Source organism: Terribacillus halophilus (assembly GCF_900101385.1).
Classification (GTDB): Bacteria; Bacillota; Bacilli; order Bacillales; family Amphibacillaceae; genus Terribacillus; species Terribacillus halophilus.
Map to the genome: position 1 here is coordinate 88,544 of NZ_FMZB01000009.1, position 18,736 is coordinate 107,279.

Below are 18,736 nucleotides of genomic sequence, written 5' to 3' on the forward strand. Positions count from 1 at the left end.
GATGTAGATGTGGAGTGAGATAAGTAGCAACCCCGTCATGATTACCTTATTATTGATTGCTGTTTTAGGTTTGGGAGAACTCATCTCCATTTGGACGAAAGCACGCATCCCTATGCTGCTGGCTGCTTTGCTGCTTTATGTTGCACTCCTTTGGACCGGAATCATACCGACTGGGCTTATGTCTGATTCTGCCATTACCGCGTTAGGTTCGCTTATTGTGGCCCCATTTGTCGTGCACCTAGGTACAGTGGTGCCTTTCTCCCTGATTAAAGGACAGCTAAAACCAATCCTGATTGCTTTGATTGGTTCGATTACTGCGGTAGCACTAGTATTGGGAGTCGTTCCGATATTTTTTGATTATGAAACTGCAGTCGCCGGAGCTGGTCCAGTAGTCGGCGGGATTGTAGCTTATCTTGTGACAAGCGAAAAACTGACTGAACTGGGATTAGCCAGCCTTGTGATCATCCCCGCATTGGTATTAAGCATCCATAAATTATTCGGTATCCCGCTTGCTTCCTTTTTCCTGAAAAAACATGCCGTCACGGTAAAACAGCAAGTACAGGCACGCCTCCAAAGCGGTGCTGCTTTGGAAAAAGAGGCAGCTGTAGAAGAACGGTCCAATACAGTGGTCAAAGCACAAAATGGGCGAAAACTGCTTCTGCCTGAAAAATATCAGACATCGCTTATCTTCATCCTCCAGCTTTATTTAGGCAGTGGTATTGCCATCATCCTTGATGCCCTCACCGGTATCAACTACACTATTTTCTGTCTGATCATAGGGGTCATCGGCGCTTATATCGGCTTCTATCCAGCAAAAACGATGGAAAAAGCCAATGCAACCGGCCTTGCTATGATTGCCGTGATCTTCATCGTCATCTCCTCCATGGATGATGTGACACCAGCTGATTTGGCCGGCTATATCCCGGAGATTCTCTTAATCTGTGTGCTTGGTACAGCAGGTGTGACATTGGGTGGTCTTTTGGCATCCAAGCTTTTGGGCGTCGGCAAGTATCTTGGTATGCCGGTTGCATTGACTGCGCTTTTCGGATTCCCTGCGGATTATATCCTTTGTGAGGAAATCAGCCGTGAAGTCGGGGATACAGAAGAAGAACGGGAAGCCATCATGAATGAGATAGTGACGCCGATGCTTATGGGTGGATTTACAACCGTGACGACTTGCTCGATCCTGATTGCCACCATATTAATCGGTACACTCAACTAAGAGACAAAGGAGAATTTGATGGACACGAATGCATTGAAAAACTTTATCCAAACAAATAAACAACATTTCCTCGACCAGCTTTTCACTTTGCTCAGACAGCGCAGCATCAGTACGCAGGATGACGGCATCGAGGAATGCGCAGAACTTTTGAAGGGTATGATGGAGGAGCTCGGAATCGAGACAAAGATCATCCCAACCGCCGGTCATCCCGTTGTCTATGGTGAACTGATCAAAGATCCTGAAGCTTTTACTTTGCTCATTTATGGCCATTATGATGTCCAGCCTCCAGAGCCTTATGATGCGTGGGATTCTCCGCCATTCGAACCAAAGATCCGCAACGGCAAAATTTATGCCCGAGGTGTCGGCGATAATAAGGGGCAGCTGATGGCACAGCTCTTTGGCGTAAAAAGCTATCAAGAGACAGCTGGTGAGCTGCCCATCAATATCAAATTCGTCTTCGAGGGAGAGGAAGAAAAAGGCAGTACCAATCTAGCCGCATTTGTGGAGGCACATAAGGATTTGCTTACGGCCGACCTTGTGTACACGTCCGATGGTCCATCCCACAACAGCTCTTCTCCGCTCGTACTGCTTGGAGTGCGCGGCATGCTATCGATTCAATTCGATGCCAAAGGAGCTGATCGGGATAACCATTCCGGCAACACAGGCAATATCGTACCTAATCCGGCCTGGAAACTGATCGAACTGATGCAAACGATGCGTGATGTTGACGGACACGTAAAAATTGAAGGCTTTTATGACAGCATCCGTCCATTTACAGCCTACGAAGAACAGCTGCTCACAAAGCTGCCTTACGATCAAAAGACACTAGGCGAAAAGATTGGCTATCCAGCACTAGCCCTGGATGGTCCCTCCTATTATCAGAAGATGACCGGTGAACCTACCTTCAATATCTTTGGCATGGAAAGCGGCTACACAGGGGAAGGAACAAAAACGATCATCCCTTCTACAGCCAGACTCAAAATGGATATTCGTCTTGTCGTCGATCAAAATCCTCTAGACATTTTTGAAAAAATCAAAAACCACGTCCAGACCTACGCACCAGATGTTGAAGTTACATATCTAGGCAGTATGCAGCCATCCCGCACCAAGGCTGAACTTCCCATCATTCAGAAAGTCATCAGCGCTGTCGAGGCTGCTTATGAAACAAATCCTCTCATCCAGCCGAGCATGGGCGGTTCCCTTCCGGATTATGTGTGGACAGGAATCTTAGGCCTGCCGTCTGTCATTGTGCCTTATGCAAACTTCGATCAGCATAATCACTCACCGAACGAGAACTTGGATGTGGACTATTTCCTGAATGGCATCCATTGCACAGCCCACGTGATCCACACATTGGGGAATTATAACTAACCAATTGATTTAACTTAAAAACCGGACTGTGACGTGAATCCTTGAAGCAGGATTCGCGTACGTTCGGTTTTTGTTTTTATAGTTTACGTAGCCTCTTTTAAGATATTTACAACCATATTTGAGAACCCACTGCCTCGTCTAATAAGATTTGACCTTCCCTTCTGCAATATCATGAAAACGCTTCAATAAAAAGGAGAGGAATGATCATATGAAAAAATGTCTGCTTTTCCTGCTCGTCCTGCTTCTGACATTCGCAATCCCCTTCTCTGCTGACGCCAAGAAACTACCTAAACGGCAAATGGAATATTTGGAACGAGGCGCTGTTGCCGTCCAGACAGAAGATGGTATTTTCTTAAGCTGGAGATTCCTCGGGAATGATACGAAAAAAACCTCCTTCCATATTTATCGGGATGGTAAGAAAATTACCCGGAAACCCGTAAAGCACAGCACGAACTTCCTCGACAAAGATGGTACAGCGGAAAGCGTCTATCGTGTAGAAGCAATCGGGAAAGGCGTAGACCAGGATAACATTAAAGTGTGGCAGGACAATCAGCTGCATATCCCTCTCCAAAAGCCAGCGGATGGCAAAACACCAGATGGGAAGTCCTATACCTATGCTGCCAATGATGCCAGCGTCGGCGATCTGGATGGTGACGGAGAATGGGAAATCATTTTGAAATGGGATCCCTCCAATGCACAGGATAATTCCCGCTCCGGCTACACAGGCAATGTTTTAATCGATGCTTATGAAATGGATGGGACGCATAAATGGCGAATTGATCTTGGGCCTAATATCCGCGCAGGCGCTCATTACACCCAAATGCTCGTTTATGATTTTGATGGTAACGGAAAATCTGAGCTCGTCGTCAAAACAGCTGACGGAACAAAAGATGCAAAAGGAAAAGTCATCGGCGATGCAGATGCAGATTACCGCAATGCATCAGGCTATATACTCGAAGGACCAGAATATTTGACCGTATTCGAAGGCAACACAGGTAAAATCAAACAAACAATCGATTACGAACCAGCCCGCGGCGATATTTGTGATTGGGGTGACTGCTATGGAAACCGAGGCGACCGCTTCCTTGCCGGAGTCGCATATCTGGATGGCAAAACACCGAGTATCATTGAGGCAAGAGGCTATTATGAAAAAACGGTAATTGCAGCATATACCTATAAAGACGGCAAATTGAAAAAGCAATGGATGTTCAATAGTGAAACACCAGGAAATGAAGCCTATGCACAGCAGGGAAATCATAATTTGAGTATCGGTGACGTGGATGAAGACGGCAAAGACGAAATCATCTATGGTGCCATGGCATTGGACGATGATGGCACTGGTCTTTATTCGACTGGTCTTGGTCACGGAGATGCGATGCACCTTAGCGATTTAGATCCTAATCGTCCAGGGCTTGAAGTTTTCCAAGTCCATGAACCGTATCCGAATGAAGCTGGTATCGAATTCCGCGATGCCCGGACAGGAGAACTGATCTGGGGCATCCCAACCAATATAGATGTAGGGCGCGGACTTGCATCTGACATCGACCCACGCTATCCAGGAGCCGAGATGTGGGCAATTGATGGCGCATGGAACAGCCCGACAGGCGGTCTATACGCTGCTTCAGGGGAGAAAATATCCACGAATATCCCTCCTGCCAACTTTGCCATCTGGTGGGACGGCGATTTGTCTCGTGAAATCCTTGATCATACTTTCGATGAAAGCATCCAGACTGGCACTGGCGTGATCGGAAAATGGAACCCAGAAACAGAAAAATTGGACACATTACTCGATGCAGAAGGAACTTACTCCAACAATGGAACCAAAGGAAATCCTGCACTCCAGGCTGATTTGATCGGCGACTGGCGTGAAGAAGCCATCTGGCGTACAGAAGACAGCAGTGCTCTTGTCCTTTATACAACAACAGATCTAACCGAAGAAAAACTTCCTACTTTAATGCACGATCCTGTCTACCGCTTAGGAGTTGCTTGGCAGAATGTAGCCTATAACCAGCCTCCTCATACAAGTTATTTCTTGGGAAACGATATGGAGCAGCCAGATATGCCACGAATCGACGTGATAAAAGCTAAATGATCTTTTTCAGAGTACAGGTAAAACTCCTGTACTCTTTCATTTTGCTTTTCTAATTTGAACCCGCAGTAGACAACTGCATAGGATAAGATATAACAGCATCAAAGGAGAATAAAAAATGTATGATAGAAATCCTCACAACCACTGGCATCACATTCCAAACGATTGGCGTAATTATCAGTGGCAGCAGCCAACACATGATCACGGAAATTCACCATATGTTGTTGATATCGAACAAGTTACCGAAAATAATCATTTCTTCCGGACCACTATATGGACAGGAACACATCTTCAAGTGACATTGATGAGTATACGCCCAGGAGAAGATATCGGATTGGAAAGGCATCCGAATGTCGATCAATTCCTTCGCATAGAATCCGGACGGGGGCTAGTACAAATGGGCCCTAGGAAAGACAACTTACATTATCAGCAATATGTCCAAGATGATTTTGCCATCATTGTGCCTGCAGGAACATGGCACAACATTATAAATACTGGTCATACCCCTTTGAAACTATACAGCATTTATGCACCGCCTGAGCATCCATTTGGAACAGTCCATCGAACGAAACAAGATGCCATGGCTGCAGAATAGCAAAAGACCCCCTGCCTTCCAAGCTGGGGGTCTTCTGCTATTAGCTATATGGATATTGTCTGCGATCGTGCTGGATGCTGATCCATTTTGTCGTTGTGAATGCATCAAGGCTCCACTCGCCGTTCAGACGGCCAAGGCCGGAATTCTTCACGCCGCCAAATGCGACAGTAGGTTCATCATTGATCGTACCATCGTTGATGTGGATCATACCTGTATCCATTTGCTTCGCAAGCTCAGCTCCGCGCTCCACGTCTCTCGTATGGATTGCGCCGCTCAAGCCATAATCACTGTTATTTGCATAAGCTAACACTTCTTCATCGCTTTTCACTTTCAAAATACTAACGACTGGCGCAAACAGCTCTTCGTTTGCAAGTGTCATATCTGGTGTCACATCGCCGAAGACTACTGGTTCGACAATGTTGCCTTCCACTTTACCTTTGATTAGCGGCGTTGCACCTTCTTCGATACCTTTTTCAATCAACGCTACAGTCGTTTTTACTTGCTGTTCATTGATAAGCGGTCCGATGATTGTGCTTGGATCTTTTGGATCACCGCAAGTAAGCGTGGAAACCTTCGCCAAATACTTTTCAACGAATTCATCATACACATCTTCGTGCACAATCAGACGATTGGCAGACATACAGATTTGACCTTGGTGTGTGAAACGGCTGAATACAGCTGCACTAACTGCAAGTTCCATATCTGCATCCTCCAAAACGACCAATGCACTGTTACCGCCAAGCTCCAGATGCGCTTCTTTCAAATTCTTACCGGCTACCATTCCGATATGTTTACCGACTTTTGTAGATCCTGTGAAGGAAACAGCACGCGGGATCGGATGCTCTACGAAATTATCGCCGATTTCACTGATTTCTGTCACGATGACATTCAGCAAGCCCTTCGGAAGACCGGCTTCCTCGAAAAGCTTCGCAATCATCGTACCGCCAGTGATAGCTGTATGCTCATGCGGTTTCAATACAACACCATTGCCAGCTGCCAATGCAGTCGCAACAGATTTCATGGAAAGGAAGAATGGGAAGTTGAATGGGCTTATAACACCCACCACACCTACAGGCACACGATAGACACGGTTTTCCTTGCCATCGATCGGGGACGGCAAAATCTGACCATTCATGCGGAATGGAAATGTGGATGCTTCCTTGATGATATTCGTTACAAGACCGATTTCGAATTCAGCTTTTAGTCTAGTACCGCCGATTTCTTCGATGATAGTTGCAACAAAAGCTTCGTGATTGGCTTCGAGATACGCAACCGCTTTTTCAAAGACAGCGCGTTGTGCCACCGGATTGGTTTTTGCCCATTCCTTTTGAACACGCGCCGATGCCTCATACGCTTCGTTCAAGTCATCCAAATTCGCAGCTTGGTAAAGAGCGATTAGTTCACCGTCAAATGGATTGCGATTCTCCATTTTCACACTGCTCTGACCTTCTCGCCATTCTCCGTTGATATATTGACTGTTCAAGTGCTTGAAATTCTCCATGCCGGTCACCTCTATTAATCTTTGATTGAGATATTATCTTTTGCTAGTTTTGCCAGCGTTTTAACGTTTGTGTTAATTTCCTCCATCGTCGCTGTCAGCTCTTCGATGGCAGCTGATTGTGTATCCGATTCTGCATTTGCTTCTTGAATCGAATTGCCCAGCTTGCTAATCACCGTCTTGATTTTTTCTGTGATCTGATGGATCTCCGTTACCTGCTCCTTGGACCCGGCGGCCATCTTGCGAATCTCATCCGCTACTACGCTGAATCCCCGGCCATGTTCCCCTGCGCGAGCCGATTCAATTGCTGCATTGAGACCAAGCAAGTTACTTTGATCTGCTATACCTTTGACGACATTGGAAACTTCCTCGATGGTATCCACGCTCTCCGTAACCTCTGTTGCTTTTTTCGATATGTAAGACATGCCTTCTGCCAAACCGGAAATGGACTGTGCCATATCTTGAATCGTCGCTGTAACGTCACCGATAACTCCAGAAAGGTTGGAAGCTATGGTAGATAACTGATTTGCACTTTCAATGCTCAATCCAACACCTACACCGCCAATTACGTTTCCTGCTTCATCATGCAACGGTATCGCCCTGGCGATAATATTTACACCGAAAAGCTCCTCTGGCACAACTGCATACTGATTTTTATTCTGACGGATTGCTGCTGCTACGATATCCCCATCCATCAATGGATCGCCAGGCGTCACATTCAATGAGAAGGTTTTAGCAGGATAATTGATAATAAGCTTTTCTGTACTGTAAATCCCAATCGTGACATCTTCATTGATCAGATTCTGAAGAAAAGGCCCTACCTTCACAAAGGCATCCAACATCGGATGCAATGCCTGTTCCGCATGTTCTTGTACTTGCGCGCTCATCAGATCAAGCCCCTATTCATAAATTTTCACTCTATTACTATATATCGGCATTATTCCATATTTGTAAAGTAATATGGTAGAAATGGAGTGCTGATTTCACCGGGACTTATCACCTATAGCGGAAAGTTAAATAGATACAAAAACAGAAGCCGACTGATTCAGCTGCCAGCTTCCTTCGATCCGTCTTTTTTAATTCCTAATTACCACATGTAGCCAATGTCAATTTTGTTCGCTAGTTTATCTAGAGTGTGTCAATCATCAATGCCATCGGTAGATACATTATTTGTACACAGCTAATTAATATCCTGTTCACTCAGCCTGAATTCATCACCGTACATTTCCCAATGAATAGGCAAATCAAGTTCAAAATTATCTTGATTTATTAATTGCTCTTGAAAATTAATCCTGGATAAATCCTGATGTGCCTCCTCTTTAACCATTATCTTTGTTCTGGTTTTTAAGAAAGCTTTTAAATATTCCGCTTCCTTCCCCTTTTGAGACGGTGACTTACTTACTTTTAGTGCTTCTTTTCTAATCCCATTAAAGCTATCTGGATCTTCACCTGGTCCGTGAACAACAAGCGCATCATAATAAATATATTGACCTAATAAACCCAAACCATCTTCTTCAGCAAATTTTATCGCAGGATAAAGATATATTTTGTCGACAATATTATCTTGTGCTTGCATCATTTCTTTTGTCTGACCGACTTTTTCCCAGTCCTCTTCGAAAGCCGCCCCCAAACCTTCGTGGGAATCAGACCCCTCGACTGCTTCCAAAGGAGACAAGTATTTTACCAAGATATTATCAGCAGGTTTTATCTTTTGGTATTCCTTTACTACCTCAAGTAGGTCCCCAGTTCCAGAAGTAAAACCAATAATACCAGCTGTATACCCCCGGCCATCCTGGATATCCTCCATATATGAATATTGTTCTTCATAATCAGTGGAGGAATTCTCAGCGCTCGAAACAAATGAATAGACAATCTGACGATAATACCTATTTTCTATCGTTTTATCAGGGTTCTTCTTCTGCGTATTTATATCGGTATTTCCTTCCTTGCACTGGAAGAAATATATACCTCCAAAAATCACTAACAATGAAAATAATACATAACTGAATCTCTTTTTCATTCCGACACTTCTTTCTCTCAGCTGCATAACGGGTATTTTTAGAATCCTGAACCCTTTCTTTATAGGTGTCTTTATGGAAAAGCCAGTATTTCCTTACAACTGCCTAAGCAAGTACTAGGCTTCAATCATTCATAATGCTCCGTCTTGAACCAAAAAAATCCCCAATTTAATTGGGAATTTCTTTTGTCTTGGTCTAAAAGGTCCTACTCCTGATCAGTGCTGACCCTATCATATTCTCTTATTATTGCGAGCTTTTACAATCCGCCAATAACCGATTTGGAAAAGTACTATCCCTATTATGATAATTGCTATACCACAAATAATCGCAAACATATCATCAATACGCCAGAACAAAATCAATAGGATTCCGACTAACTCCAATAGTACGCCTGCTATTAGCAGCCATTTATTCATCATTTCCCTCTCCTTTACATGAGGTCCCGAGGGTTAATGATAGCAAGAGTTTGATGATCTTGCCACTTTCCATTGATTTTGACATTTTGTATAGCAATACCTTCTTTATGGAATCCTGCCTTTTGCAGCACTTTGATCGATCCGATATTATGCGGCATGACACCCGCTTCCAGCCGATGAAATTCCAATTCATCGAAAGCGATATCGACTACCTGACGAACCGCTTCCGTCATATATCCTTTACCGTTCTGCACTTTATCCAAGAAATAACCAATCCAGCAGCTTTGCAGATTCTCACGTACCACTTCCGATAACAATACAATACCGATGATTTTACTGTCCAAAAGAATCACATAATGATATCCGGTATCCTCGCCGGCTGATGCAATTGCCCGATTGATACGCTCACTTTGCCCAGCCAGTGTATAGAAATCCTTTTCGCGCTTACCTGTATAAAGCTGAAAGAATTCCTTATTACGCAGTTCCAGTGATAAGAGCTCTGCTGCATCCTGTTCTTTGACTAACCGCACTTCAATCATTGCTGCTTCCGCCTCCTTATCCATCCACAAGCCCACCCTCCACCCCAACCAGCGAATGTGACTTAAATGAAAGTGTCCAGGGTAATGCCATCGGTACCTTTGAATCGTTTCGTCTTGCAACCCTCGTCAATACTCTTTTTTCCGTACAAAGCGGAGCACATAAGCAGCTAGCGAGAGCACAATTGCTGCACATATCAAAAGATCCGGTATCCACAGGACATATCCATCGAGATTTGGCCGGATTCCAATCAGATAGATAACTGCAAATACCCAAAAACCTATTTCCTTCAACACTTGGATTGTCCGCAACTTGCAACTCCTCCTGTGATCTTATACATCTGATACGGAAAATTTATGGAAATGGTTTCAATTATTACACTATTTCAATTTGCTGTTCCGGAAATTCGCTATGTGAGATACTAGGAAGGCAGGAAAGGAGATGTTCCATGTACGCTTATTTCAATTTTGCTGATGCAGATGGACAGACCCGGCATCGGCGATTCACGGGGCAGCATACATTGCTGACTGCCCGCACAATAGAAGAAGTCATACCCTGTCTCGAGCAGGTGCAAGCATATACAAAAAGAGGATTCTACGCAGCTGGCTACCTTTCTTATGAGGCTGCAGGAGCATTTGATTCTAGCTATGCCACAGTCGAAGGATCAGCGCTGCCGCTTTTGCAATTTGGTATCTATAAAAGTTTTGGTGAACAACAGCCTTGCGTAACGGATGCTGCAGTTGAAAAACTGAATTGGGTGCCAGCCATCCAAAAAACAGTGTATGAGCAGGCTATTCAGACTATCAAAGAGGAGATTGCTGCCGGGAATACCTATCAAACGAATTACACAATGCGTCTGCGTACCCGTTTTACAGGTGATCCTGCTGCTCTTTTCCGCCAGATGCAGCGTGCGCAGCGTGCTGATTATACTGCCTATCTTGCTTGGGAAGATATGGCGGTGCTATCTGCTTCTCCTGAGTTATTTTTCCGCTGGGATGGCAAACGTATCACCACGAAGCCAATGAAAGGTACGATCAAACGCGGGGTTGCATACGAGCAGGATCTAAAACAGCGGGAAACCCTCGCAGCATCCGTTAAGGATCGTGCTGAAAATGTCATGATTGTCGATCTTTTGCGCAATGATATCAGCCGGGTTGCCAAGCTTGGTACTGTCCGCGTCCCGGCTTTATATACAATTGAGAAATACCCGACTGTCTACCAGATGACCTCAACTGTCGAAGCGGAAACCTTACCAAACACAACGATTATCGATATCATGCGTGCACTTTTTCCATGCGGGTCGATCACAGGTGCTCCCAAAGCAAGCACGATGAAAGTCATCTCTGAAATCGAACCGGAACCACGTGAAGTCTATTGCGGCGCCATCGGCTATATCGAGCCAAACGGTGAGGCTGTCTTTAATGTGCCCATCCGCACAGCGATAGTCAATAAAACTAACCAGCAGGCTACCTATAGCGTCGGCGGAGGCATCACCTGGGACTCCACTGCCGATGGAGAGTACGAGGAAGCTATCGCCAAATCGTCGGTGCTGCAGGAACAACTTCCTGACTTCGAACTGCTGGAAACAATCGCGTATGAAGATGGTGCTTTCGTGTTAGAGGATAGACATATTCATCGTCTGGTACAGTCAGCAGATTATTTCAGTATTCCAATCGAGGAAGCAGAGGTCCAGAATCTCTTGCGTAAACATCAAGCAGCGTATCCGGGACAATCCCATCGGATACGAATTTTAGCTGATCAACGCGGAAAGCTAGAACTTTTTTATAGTGCGATGCCAGCTCCAATAAAAGGTAAGCAAAAATTCGCATCGGCTGCCACACCTATCGACAAGACAAATCGATACTATTATCACAAGACGACTCATCGTAAAATATACGAAGATTACAAGATGGAGGAGCCAGATGTTTTTGACACGCTGCTCTGGAATGAAGCAGGCGAGCTGACGGAATTCACGATCGGCAATCTCGTCATGGAGCTGGATGGCAAACTGCTTACACCTCCATTGGCCTGTGGCTTGCTGCCAGGCACATTGCGGGAAGAATTAACGGTAAAAGGTACGATCAAAGAAGCTGTCTTGACGAAAAACGATCTCCAAGCTGCCTCACGCATCTGGCTGATCAATAGTGTCCGCGGCTGGGTGGAAATGGAGCCCGTCGATTAAGGACGGGCTGCTTTTCTTGCCTTCAAAATCAAAAAAGATGGACGGCGCAGCTCATGTTCGATGCGCGGAAGCTTAGCAATTGCTGCTTTATCCGGAATCGGTTCGATTACTTCTTCCAGACTGAAACCATTCCGGATAAGTCCATTGCATAACGCCGCAATCGATCGATGGTAGTAAATCACTCCGTCCACATACCATTTTGTCTCGCGCCTGCCTTGCTCGTGATAGTTGTCAACGGCGAAATGGAGCCGGTTCCCTTCTGCATCCGTGATCCATTTATCGCCTTCTTTTCTGGCAGTGCCGATTGGATGCTCGGTGGAAAACAAGAGGATAGCCCCTTCTTTCAAGGCAGCATGGATGGATTGGATGACTGCTTCATAGCCTGCAACGTAATGCATCACAAGTGAACTGACGGCAATATCGTAGCTTTCGCTTGCCATCACCGCATCCTCCAAAGCTGTCTGAACGTATTCAATTGCGGGGTGGGAATTTCTATTTTTCGCTTCCTGCAGCATGTTACTGGATGGATCAATCGCTGTCACACTTGCTGCTCCTTGCTCTGCACAATACCTTGCCAAGTCTCCCATGCCACAACCGATGTCCAGGACACGTTTGCCCTTCAAGTCGGGCAGCATCCGTTTGATTTCCGGCTGTTCCAGAAGTTCATTGTAATTCACCGGATCTTCCCGAAGAGCCTTGTAATTAGTAAAAAACACCTCATTGTCATAAATATTCTGCTTCATGATATCGCCTCCTAATCTATAATCGAATACAATTCCATTTTGGTATCAAATAAAAAAAATACTAGACTTATAATTCTGACTTTTGTATCATTTAGATTGAGGCGTATCTGCTTCAAGTAATAAAAAAGATCACCATCGTGACCTTTTCAAGATTTATCCTTCAGCTTCTCCATCTCTTTTTTCATCTGTTTCTTCACCTGCTTGAACAGCTTTTCACGCTCTTTCTTCACTGCTTTTTTCACTGCTTGCGAGATGAGCTTCTCCAATTCCTCCGAGGTTATATCCAGCTTTTTAGTTTCTGCCTTTTGCTCTTTTGTCTGGCTATGCCCAGTCAGCTGCTGGATCGCATCAGCGAATGACAGTTTTTCTCCAAGCAATCTCTTTAGTTCTTCCAAAGTAGCAATGTCTTGTTCCGTATAAATCCGCTGCCCTTTCTCATTTCGTTCGAATAAATAATGGGCACCTTCCAATGCAATCGCCCATCTTCTGAGCGTCGAGGTTGTTACATCCAATGAAGCAGCCAGATCCTTTGCTGTATACTGCATTTCTTGCGTGGACAAATACATTCCCCCTTAGCGTATGTATACTGGAAACACTTTCCTAAAGTATACTATAGAAAAGGTAGTTTCCAAAGCCCTGATAACCTATGGAAGTCCGTTCCATTTTCGGACCGCCCAGGCCTGGTGCTCATGTAACAATCCGCTTGCAGCTTCATCAGGCGGCAGCCAAATCAGCTCATGATCTTCCTCCACTGGCTCCATTTCTTTTAATCCGGGCGTACAGCTAAAAAAAGACGCTATATTCTGTATGTACTGACTACCATCCCTTGACTGGAAAAATTGTGTCGCTTCACATAGGAATGATGGCTTGCTAATCGAATATCCTGTTTCTTCCATGACCTCTCTCCTCAGGGTTTCCAACTCATTCTCTTCCTTTTCCATCCCTCCCCCTGGCAGAAAAAGCAACTTGTCGTATGTTCTTTGGATCACGCCTATTCTGCTGGAATGGTCGTACATTATCCCATATACCGCCAGCCTTTTTATATACTTTTGGTCAGGCTCTTTTGTACCGAACAGATGCATAGTCTCTCTCCTTATCATTGGTAAACGTAGTATACAGCAAAAAAGAAAAGCCCATAAAGGACTTTTCTCAGGATTTGGATAGACGAATCGTCTTTATCTCATAGGGAGTGAAGGATAACGCTATCTTACCTTTGTTAGGTTTTTTGTCTATTACTCTTTCCCGCAGATCGCATTCCTGCCAGCTCGTATACGCGAAGGCAAGCTGTATTATTACCTCCTGTGATCCCCCTGTGTATTCATGGAAGCGGATGATGATGTCGTCATTATCCTCCGCTTTTTTGATTGCATCGAGCTGTACATATGGATTATCAATAACAAATAGTTTTTCCAGGCTTTCCTTTTTACCTCCGCTGTATACTTGGAACGGCTGATTGAGCTTCCAAGCTTCCTGTACCGTATTTGCTTCCACCCATCCTTTTTCATGCGGATAAAGGGAATACGTAAAGAAGTGGCGGCCTTGATCTTGCTCGATATCCGGTGCGATTGCGGATTTTAGCAAGGACAGGCGAATCGTATGATCTTTGATATCGTGTCCATACTTGCCATCATTCAGCAAGCTGACCCCATAATTCTGCTCGGAGAAATCCACCCATTGATGGGCAACCGATTCAAACCTAGCTACATCCCAGGAAGTGTTCCAATGTGTCGGCCGCTTGACGTTGCCATATTGGATATCATACGTTGCTTCCGTAGCCCTGATCCGGACAGGGAAGGCCACTTTCAATAATTGCTGCCGTTCATGCCAATCCACTTCTGTCTTAAAATCGATCACCTTCCGATTGCGATAGAAAATGATATCTTGATGGATCGTCGAACTGCCATAATGCCAGTTTGCTTCCATGACAAGCTGGAGCGGCCCTGCTTCTTTCAAAGTAAAATCAAGCAGATTCGTAATCTCCTTCTTTTTCTCCTGATAGAACAAATCAATATCCCAGGCATCATAATCTAGCGGCTTATCCTCAAACACCTGAAATACATTTCCGGATTCTGATTTTGCTATGACATGCCTTTTTGCTTTTATATCAAACAATGACTCAATCTGACCATAATCATTGAATTTCACTTCATAGAACGGGGTTACCAGCTCGCGATTCTTCCATTCGAACCACTCTTCCTCTGATTCTGAATTTGCCTTTTCAGTATTCAGATAGATTTGTTTACAACCCGTCCCCGGAACCGCCGGGACATCGACCAGCCAGCCGGCCTTGTGCTTTTGGGCCAGCAAAACATCCCCGTCTTCATCCTCCCATACACCTGAATCCTCTGTATTTATTTTCACGATACCGTCTAATTCCCATGACGAGGAATTGACGATACTCCATGTGTGGTTCTTATCTGCAGTCAGTTCATCTGCTGCCCCTTTTTGTAACGTTTGAAGCTTTGCATATGCATCCTCATATTCCATCTTGCTGTCCTCATACACTTCCCGAATGGACGAGCCGGGAATGATATCGTGGAATTGGTTGCGCAATACGGTCCGCCATACTTCTTCCAGTGTAAGGGATGGGTATTTTAGAAAGTCATCTGCCTGTATCGCTTTGAAGACATGGAGGAATTCCATTTCACGCAATTCCAATTCCATTTTTCGATTCATTTTTTTATTGTAAGCCTGGCTTGTATAGGTGCCTCGGTGATACTCCAAGTATAGCTCCCCATCCCAAACCGGCATGAATTCCGATGTATGCTGGGTTTGGTGATGCAGCGATTCAAAGTAACTTTTCACATCGCCTGTTTTGACGTTCGGCAATCCTGGTATCCGATCCAGTCTCCGCCTCATCTCGAGCATCGTCCTATTGACGCCGCCACCGCCATCCCCATATCCATAGGAAAGGAGCAGCTCCTTTGCAAGTGCTTTATTTTTATAGTTATCCCAAGTACCTGTTACGGTATCTGGCAGAATTTGACCATTATAAGTGGCGAACCAGGTGTTTTCCCTTGGGGATGGATCCGGCGTCGTGATGAATTGCGTCAGGACTTCACTTCCATCCATACCACGCCATGTGAATGTATCATTCGGCATCCGATTGAATTGGTTCCAGCTGATTTTTGATGTCAGGAAGGTCTTGATTCCTGCTTTCGAAAGGATTTGCGGCAAGGCCCAGGAATAGCCGAACACATCCGGCAGCCACAGATAATGTACGTCTTTTCCGAATTCTTCCTGAATGAACTTGGCTCCCTGCAGGATCTGACGCACCAGGGATTCTCCTGAAGGCAAGTTGCAATCAGCCTCCAGCCACATCGCGCCATCCACTTCCCACTGCCCTTCGGCGATTTTCTCTTTAATCTGGGCGTACAATTCCGGGAAGTCTTGTTTCACATAACTATAAAGCTGTGGCTGTGTTTGCAGGAATGTATAGTCTGGATATTTCTCCATCAGACGCAAAACGGTGGAAAACGAACGGCCTGCTTTTTCCCTTGTATGTTTCAGACGCCAGAGCCACGCCACATCGATATGGGTATGGCCGATACAGCGAATGGTAATTGGTGATGTGCTGTCCATAGCATCCAGCTGCTCCTGAAGGTGATCATTTGCTTCATAGACAGACTGATAGAATGCGTCGCTGCCTGGTAAGCTCCAGTCAATCAATCGGATGGTATGGTCCAACAGTGATAAAAGCTGGACACGTTCTGCGGCATTTTCGTCCAGTATTCGTATCGTTTCTAAAATGGCGAAAGCCGTATAATATAAATCATCTGCTTGTTCATCGAAAACAGCTAGTTCAGCCTGTTTCAATTGATGCTCCTGATCTATCCTTTTACCGCCCCCTTCCAAGCCGGACCAAAGACGAAATGCCAGGAAGATAGAATCACCATGCCAATCATCCTCAAAGAATAATTCCTGATGATTGGAATCCACCGCTTGATGCATCACATTGTTCACATAACACTGTGATTCAAATCCTGAATTCCCTCCGCCGCCGGTTTTGCCGAAATCGAATAAACCAACGACCTGCTTTCCTGCCCACTTATCCGGAAGTTCGATTTCCTTTGCCAGCCAAAGATAACGATCACGACCTTTCCAATGATCACCTACATGCAGCTTTTCTTTGAAAGCCTCCAGTCCTGGAACTTCCGGGGACACCTTCTTCTCCAAATCCTCCATAGCTAAAAAGTGCTGTAAATCAATTCGGTCCTGATACCGGTATTTCTCCAATTCTTCTATTCTTCTTTCCAGCTGACGTTCTTTCAAACTAAACATACTGACACTCCTTTAGCCCTTGGAGGCTCCACCGAGGCTGAAGCCTTTGGACATATATTTTTGAGCAAAGATATAAAGAATGATCGATGGCATCGTATACAGCATCGAGAACGCTGCCAATTTGCCGTACTCGATGATGCCGTAATTCCCGAAAAACTGATACAGCGTCACGGATGCCGGCAGTTTTTCCTGTGTCTGCAGCAAAATATAAGGAACAAAGAAGTTCCCCCAGCTGCCTGTGAAGGTGAAGATGGCAATCGTGAAGATTCCCGGCAGCATCAGCGGTCCGACCACTTTTCTCATACTAGTCAATACAGATGCCCCATCCACCCAAGCGGATTCCTCCAACTCAATTGGCACTGCGTCCATGAAGTTCTTCATCATCCAGATTGCATACGGCAATCCTGAAGCAGCAAGGAAAATCGTCGTGAAGATAATGGAATCCTGGATGTTCAGGAAAAGGAACAGCTGATAAACAGGTACCATGACTGCTGTTATCGGCAAAGATGTCATAAATAAAATGGTGAGCAGGAATGATCGCTTATAACGCAGCCGATAGCGGGAAAGCGGATAAGCAGCCAATCCGGCAACAATCACGACGATCGTTGCCTGCCCAAGCGAGATGAACAAGCCGATGGCAAACGAGCGGATGTTACTTGGGTCTGAAAGAATGGCCGTAAAGTTATCCAATGTCCATTTCTCCGGTAGCTTGATGGCTTGTGTTGCTTGCTGATCAAAAGAAGCGAAAACAAGCCATAAGAAAGGCAGCAAGAAGCAGATGGCTAAAAAGACCAGCGCCAGATAGTGGACCACTAATTCTTTTTTTGATACCTTCATTCTGCATCCCTCCTCCTTATAGTTTCACTTTCATAAAACGCATGTATAGCAGGCTCGCAATTGTCCCGATGACGAGTAATACAAGAGAAATGGCTGTGCCGTATCCGAATTGGTAGTTTACGAACGCTTGATTGTACATGAAAATCGGGAGTATCTGCGTAGCGTTGCCCGGTCCTCCGCCTGTCATCGTATAAATCAATGTGAATACACCAAGTGTCTGAAGGGTTACAAGCATCATATTGGTCACGATCGACCCTTTGACAATCGGCAGTGTCACACGGAAAAAAACCTGCCAGCGTGATGCACCATCAATGACGGCTGCTTCTTGCACCGATTTTGGCACATCATCCAATGCTGCTTGGAATACCATCATCGAAAAAGCCGTCCCATGCCAGATATTCGCGATGATGACACTAACCATCGGGAAGGTGAACAACCAGGTGATTGGTTCAAAACCGATGCCTTGCAAAATGCTATTGAATGTACCTGCATCACTCAGGAAAGCCACCCAGCAAAAAGCAACGACAATCTCCGGCGTGACCCAGCCGGCAATCACAATGACACCGATGAATCGTCTAAAACCACGACGTTTTTCTTTCATCAGCAAAGCGATGATCAATCCTAATACAACCTGTCCGATTACAGCAGAGAAAAGTAAGAAGACAATTGTCCGAAACACACTGACCCGAAATTCCGGATCCTGAAACATGTTGGCGAAATTTTGAAATCCGATAAACTGAATATTGGCTGCGTCTGTTCCAGTCAGTGACAAATTCGTAAAAGCAAAACCAAAAGTCAGTAACATCGGAGTAATGAAAAACAACAATAAAAGGATCCAAGATGGGGACAAAAAAAGCATCGCTTTCCTATGCATACATATTCGTCACCTTTCTTCTGCCCGATCAGAGGGTACTGGAAAGTCCAGTACCCTCTGATGGGATGGTTTC

General features: G+C 45.1%; 17 protein-coding genes. 5 read left to right on the top strand and 12 right to left on the bottom strand.

The annotated features are described in order from the left end of the window. The first annotated feature begins 7 nt into the window (after window positions 1-7). From BLQ53_RS14895 to BLQ53_RS14910, 4 genes are all read left to right on the top strand, one after another. A complete protein-coding gene (locus tag BLQ53_RS14895) occupies window positions 8-1,222 on the top strand; it encodes a hypothetical protein (protein WP_093728100.1) in 1,215 nt (404 codons plus the stop codon). An 18-nt stretch (window positions 1,223-1,240) separates the two neighbouring features. Next, window positions 1,241-2,593, top strand: a complete 1,353-nt coding sequence (locus BLQ53_RS14900; protein WP_093728101.1) for a M20/M25/M40 family metallo-hydrolase — start codon at window positions 1,241-1,243, stop codon at window positions 2,591-2,593. Between the two features lie 208 nt (window positions 2,594-2,801). Further along, entirely contained in the window at window positions 2,802-4,685 is a 1,884-nt protein-coding gene (locus tag BLQ53_RS14905) for a rhamnogalacturonan lyase (protein ID WP_483162414.1), read from the top strand. A gap of 115 nt (window positions 4,686-4,800) precedes the next feature. Then, entirely contained in the window at window positions 4,801-5,277 is a 477-nt protein-coding gene (locus BLQ53_RS14910) for a cupin domain-containing protein (protein WP_093728102.1), read from the top strand. Window positions 5,278-5,317: 40 nt separating this feature from the next. On the opposite strand, the gene BLQ53_RS14915 is transcribed toward BLQ53_RS14910, so the two are convergent. From BLQ53_RS14915 to BLQ53_RS14940, 6 genes are all read right to left on the bottom strand, one after another. Beyond that, complete coding sequence (locus BLQ53_RS14915; protein ID WP_093728103.1) at window positions 5,318-6,778, bottom strand: aldehyde dehydrogenase family protein; 1,461 nt, start codon at window positions 6,776-6,778, stop codon at window positions 5,318-5,320. A gap of 14 nt (window positions 6,779-6,792) precedes the next feature. Then, window positions 6,793-7,662, bottom strand: coding sequence for a methyl-accepting chemotaxis protein (locus tag BLQ53_RS14920; RefSeq protein WP_093728104.1), 870 nt, complete (start codon window positions 7,660-7,662; stop codon window positions 6,793-6,795). A gap of 293 nt (window positions 7,663-7,955) precedes the next feature. After that, window positions 7,956-8,795: a chitosanase gene (locus BLQ53_RS14925; protein ID WP_170829722.1), complete on the bottom strand. Its 840-nt coding sequence runs from the start codon at window positions 8,793-8,795 to the stop codon at window positions 7,956-7,958. 228 nt (window positions 8,796-9,023) lie between these two features. Next, complete coding sequence (locus BLQ53_RS14930) at window positions 9,024-9,209, bottom strand: hypothetical protein (protein WP_093728106.1); 186 nt, start codon at window positions 9,207-9,209, stop codon at window positions 9,024-9,026. A 14-nt stretch (window positions 9,210-9,223) separates the two neighbouring features. Then, on the bottom strand, window positions 9,224-9,772 hold the full coding sequence (locus BLQ53_RS14935) for a GNAT family N-acetyltransferase (protein WP_093728107.1): 549 nt from the start codon (window positions 9,770-9,772) through the stop codon (window positions 9,224-9,226). Between the two features lie 102 nt (window positions 9,773-9,874). Continuing rightward, window positions 9,875-10,057, bottom strand: coding sequence for a hypothetical protein (locus BLQ53_RS14940; protein ID WP_093728108.1), 183 nt, complete (start codon window positions 10,055-10,057; stop codon window positions 9,875-9,877). Window positions 10,058-10,194: 137 nt separating this feature from the next. Between BLQ53_RS14940 and pabB the strand changes: the two genes are divergently transcribed. Further along, window positions 10,195-11,928, top strand: a complete 1,734-nt coding sequence (gene pabB / locus BLQ53_RS14945) for an aminodeoxychorismate synthase component I (protein ID WP_093728109.1) — start codon at window positions 10,195-10,197, stop codon at window positions 11,926-11,928. Here pabB and BLQ53_RS14950 read toward each other — a convergent pair. From BLQ53_RS14950 to BLQ53_RS14975, 6 genes are all read right to left on the bottom strand, one after another. Continuing rightward, the gene (locus BLQ53_RS14950; protein WP_093728110.1) at window positions 11,925-12,671 is read right to left on the bottom strand and encodes a class I SAM-dependent methyltransferase; all 747 of its coding nucleotides are present in this window, start codon (window positions 12,669-12,671) and stop codon (window positions 11,925-11,927) included. The two genes, pabB and BLQ53_RS14950, sit on opposite strands and share 4 nt — an antisense overlap. Window positions 12,672-12,817: 146 nt before the next feature. Further along, entirely contained in the window at window positions 12,818-13,231 is a 414-nt protein-coding gene (locus BLQ53_RS14955) for a helix-turn-helix domain-containing protein (protein ID WP_170829723.1), read from the bottom strand. An 84-nt stretch (window positions 13,232-13,315) separates the two neighbouring features. Further along, entirely contained in the window at window positions 13,316-13,753 is a 438-nt protein-coding gene (locus BLQ53_RS14960) for an NUDIX hydrolase (protein ID WP_170829724.1), read from the bottom strand. Window positions 13,754-13,820: 67 nt separating this feature from the next. After that, entirely contained in the window at window positions 13,821-16,952 is a 3,132-nt protein-coding gene (locus tag BLQ53_RS14965) for an alpha-mannosidase (RefSeq protein ID WP_093728113.1), read from the bottom strand. 12 nt (window positions 16,953-16,964) lie between these two features. After that, window positions 16,965-17,789, bottom strand: a complete 825-nt coding sequence (locus BLQ53_RS14970) for a carbohydrate ABC transporter permease (protein WP_093728114.1) — start codon at window positions 17,787-17,789, stop codon at window positions 16,965-16,967. A 16-nt stretch (window positions 17,790-17,805) separates the two neighbouring features. Further along, complete coding sequence (locus BLQ53_RS14975; protein WP_093728115.1) at window positions 17,806-18,663, bottom strand: carbohydrate ABC transporter permease; 858 nt, start codon at window positions 18,661-18,663, stop codon at window positions 17,806-17,808. Window positions 18,664-18,736: the final 73 nt, after the last annotated feature.

Bases quoted from the DNA above. Each gene is read 5' to 3' on its own strand.
- BLQ53_RS14895 (WP_093728100.1), top strand. From the start codon at position 8: ATGTGGAGTGAGATAAGTAGCAACCCCGTCATGATTACCTTATTATTG.
- BLQ53_RS14900 (WP_093728101.1), top strand. From the start codon at position 1,241: ATGGACACGAATGCATTGAAAAACTTTATCCAAACAAATAAACAACAT.
- BLQ53_RS14905 (WP_483162414.1), top strand. From the start codon at position 2,802: ATGAAAAAATGTCTGCTTTTCCTGCTCGTCCTGCTTCTGACATTCGCA.
- BLQ53_RS14910 (WP_093728102.1), top strand. From the start codon at position 4,801: ATGTATGATAGAAATCCTCACAACCACTGGCATCACATTCCAAACGAT.
- BLQ53_RS14915 (WP_093728103.1), bottom strand. From the start codon at position 6,778: ATGGAGAATTTCAAGCACTTGAACAGTCAATATATCAACGGAGAATGG.
- BLQ53_RS14920 (WP_093728104.1), bottom strand. From the start codon at position 7,662: ATGAGCGCGCAAGTACAAGAACATGCGGAACAGGCATTGCATCCGATG.
- BLQ53_RS14925 (WP_170829722.1), bottom strand. From the start codon at position 8,795: ATGAAAAAGAGATTCAGTTATGTATTATTTTCATTGTTAGTGATTTTT.
- BLQ53_RS14930 (WP_093728106.1), bottom strand. From the start codon at position 9,209: ATGAATAAATGGCTGCTAATAGCAGGCGTACTATTGGAGTTAGTCGGA.
- BLQ53_RS14935 (WP_093728107.1), bottom strand. From the start codon at position 9,772: ATGGATAAGGAGGCGGAAGCAGCAATGATTGAAGTGCGGTTAGTCAAA.
- pabB (WP_093728109.1), top strand. From the start codon at position 10,195: ATGTACGCTTATTTCAATTTTGCTGATGCAGATGGACAGACCCGGCAT.
- BLQ53_RS14950 (WP_093728110.1), bottom strand. From the start codon at position 12,671: ATGAAGCAGAATATTTATGACAATGAGGTGTTTTTTACTAATTACAAG.
- BLQ53_RS14960 (WP_170829724.1), bottom strand. From the start codon at position 13,753: ATGCATCTGTTCGGTACAAAAGAGCCTGACCAAAAGTATATAAAAAGG.
- BLQ53_RS14965 (WP_093728113.1), bottom strand. From the start codon at position 16,952: ATGTTTAGTTTGAAAGAACGTCAGCTGGAAAGAAGAATAGAAGAATTG.
- BLQ53_RS14970 (WP_093728114.1), bottom strand. From the start codon at position 17,789: ATGAAGGTATCAAAAAAAGAATTAGTGGTCCACTATCTGGCGCTGGTC.
- BLQ53_RS14975 (WP_093728115.1), bottom strand. From the start codon at position 18,663: ATGCATAGGAAAGCGATGCTTTTTTTGTCCCCATCTTGGATCCTTTTA.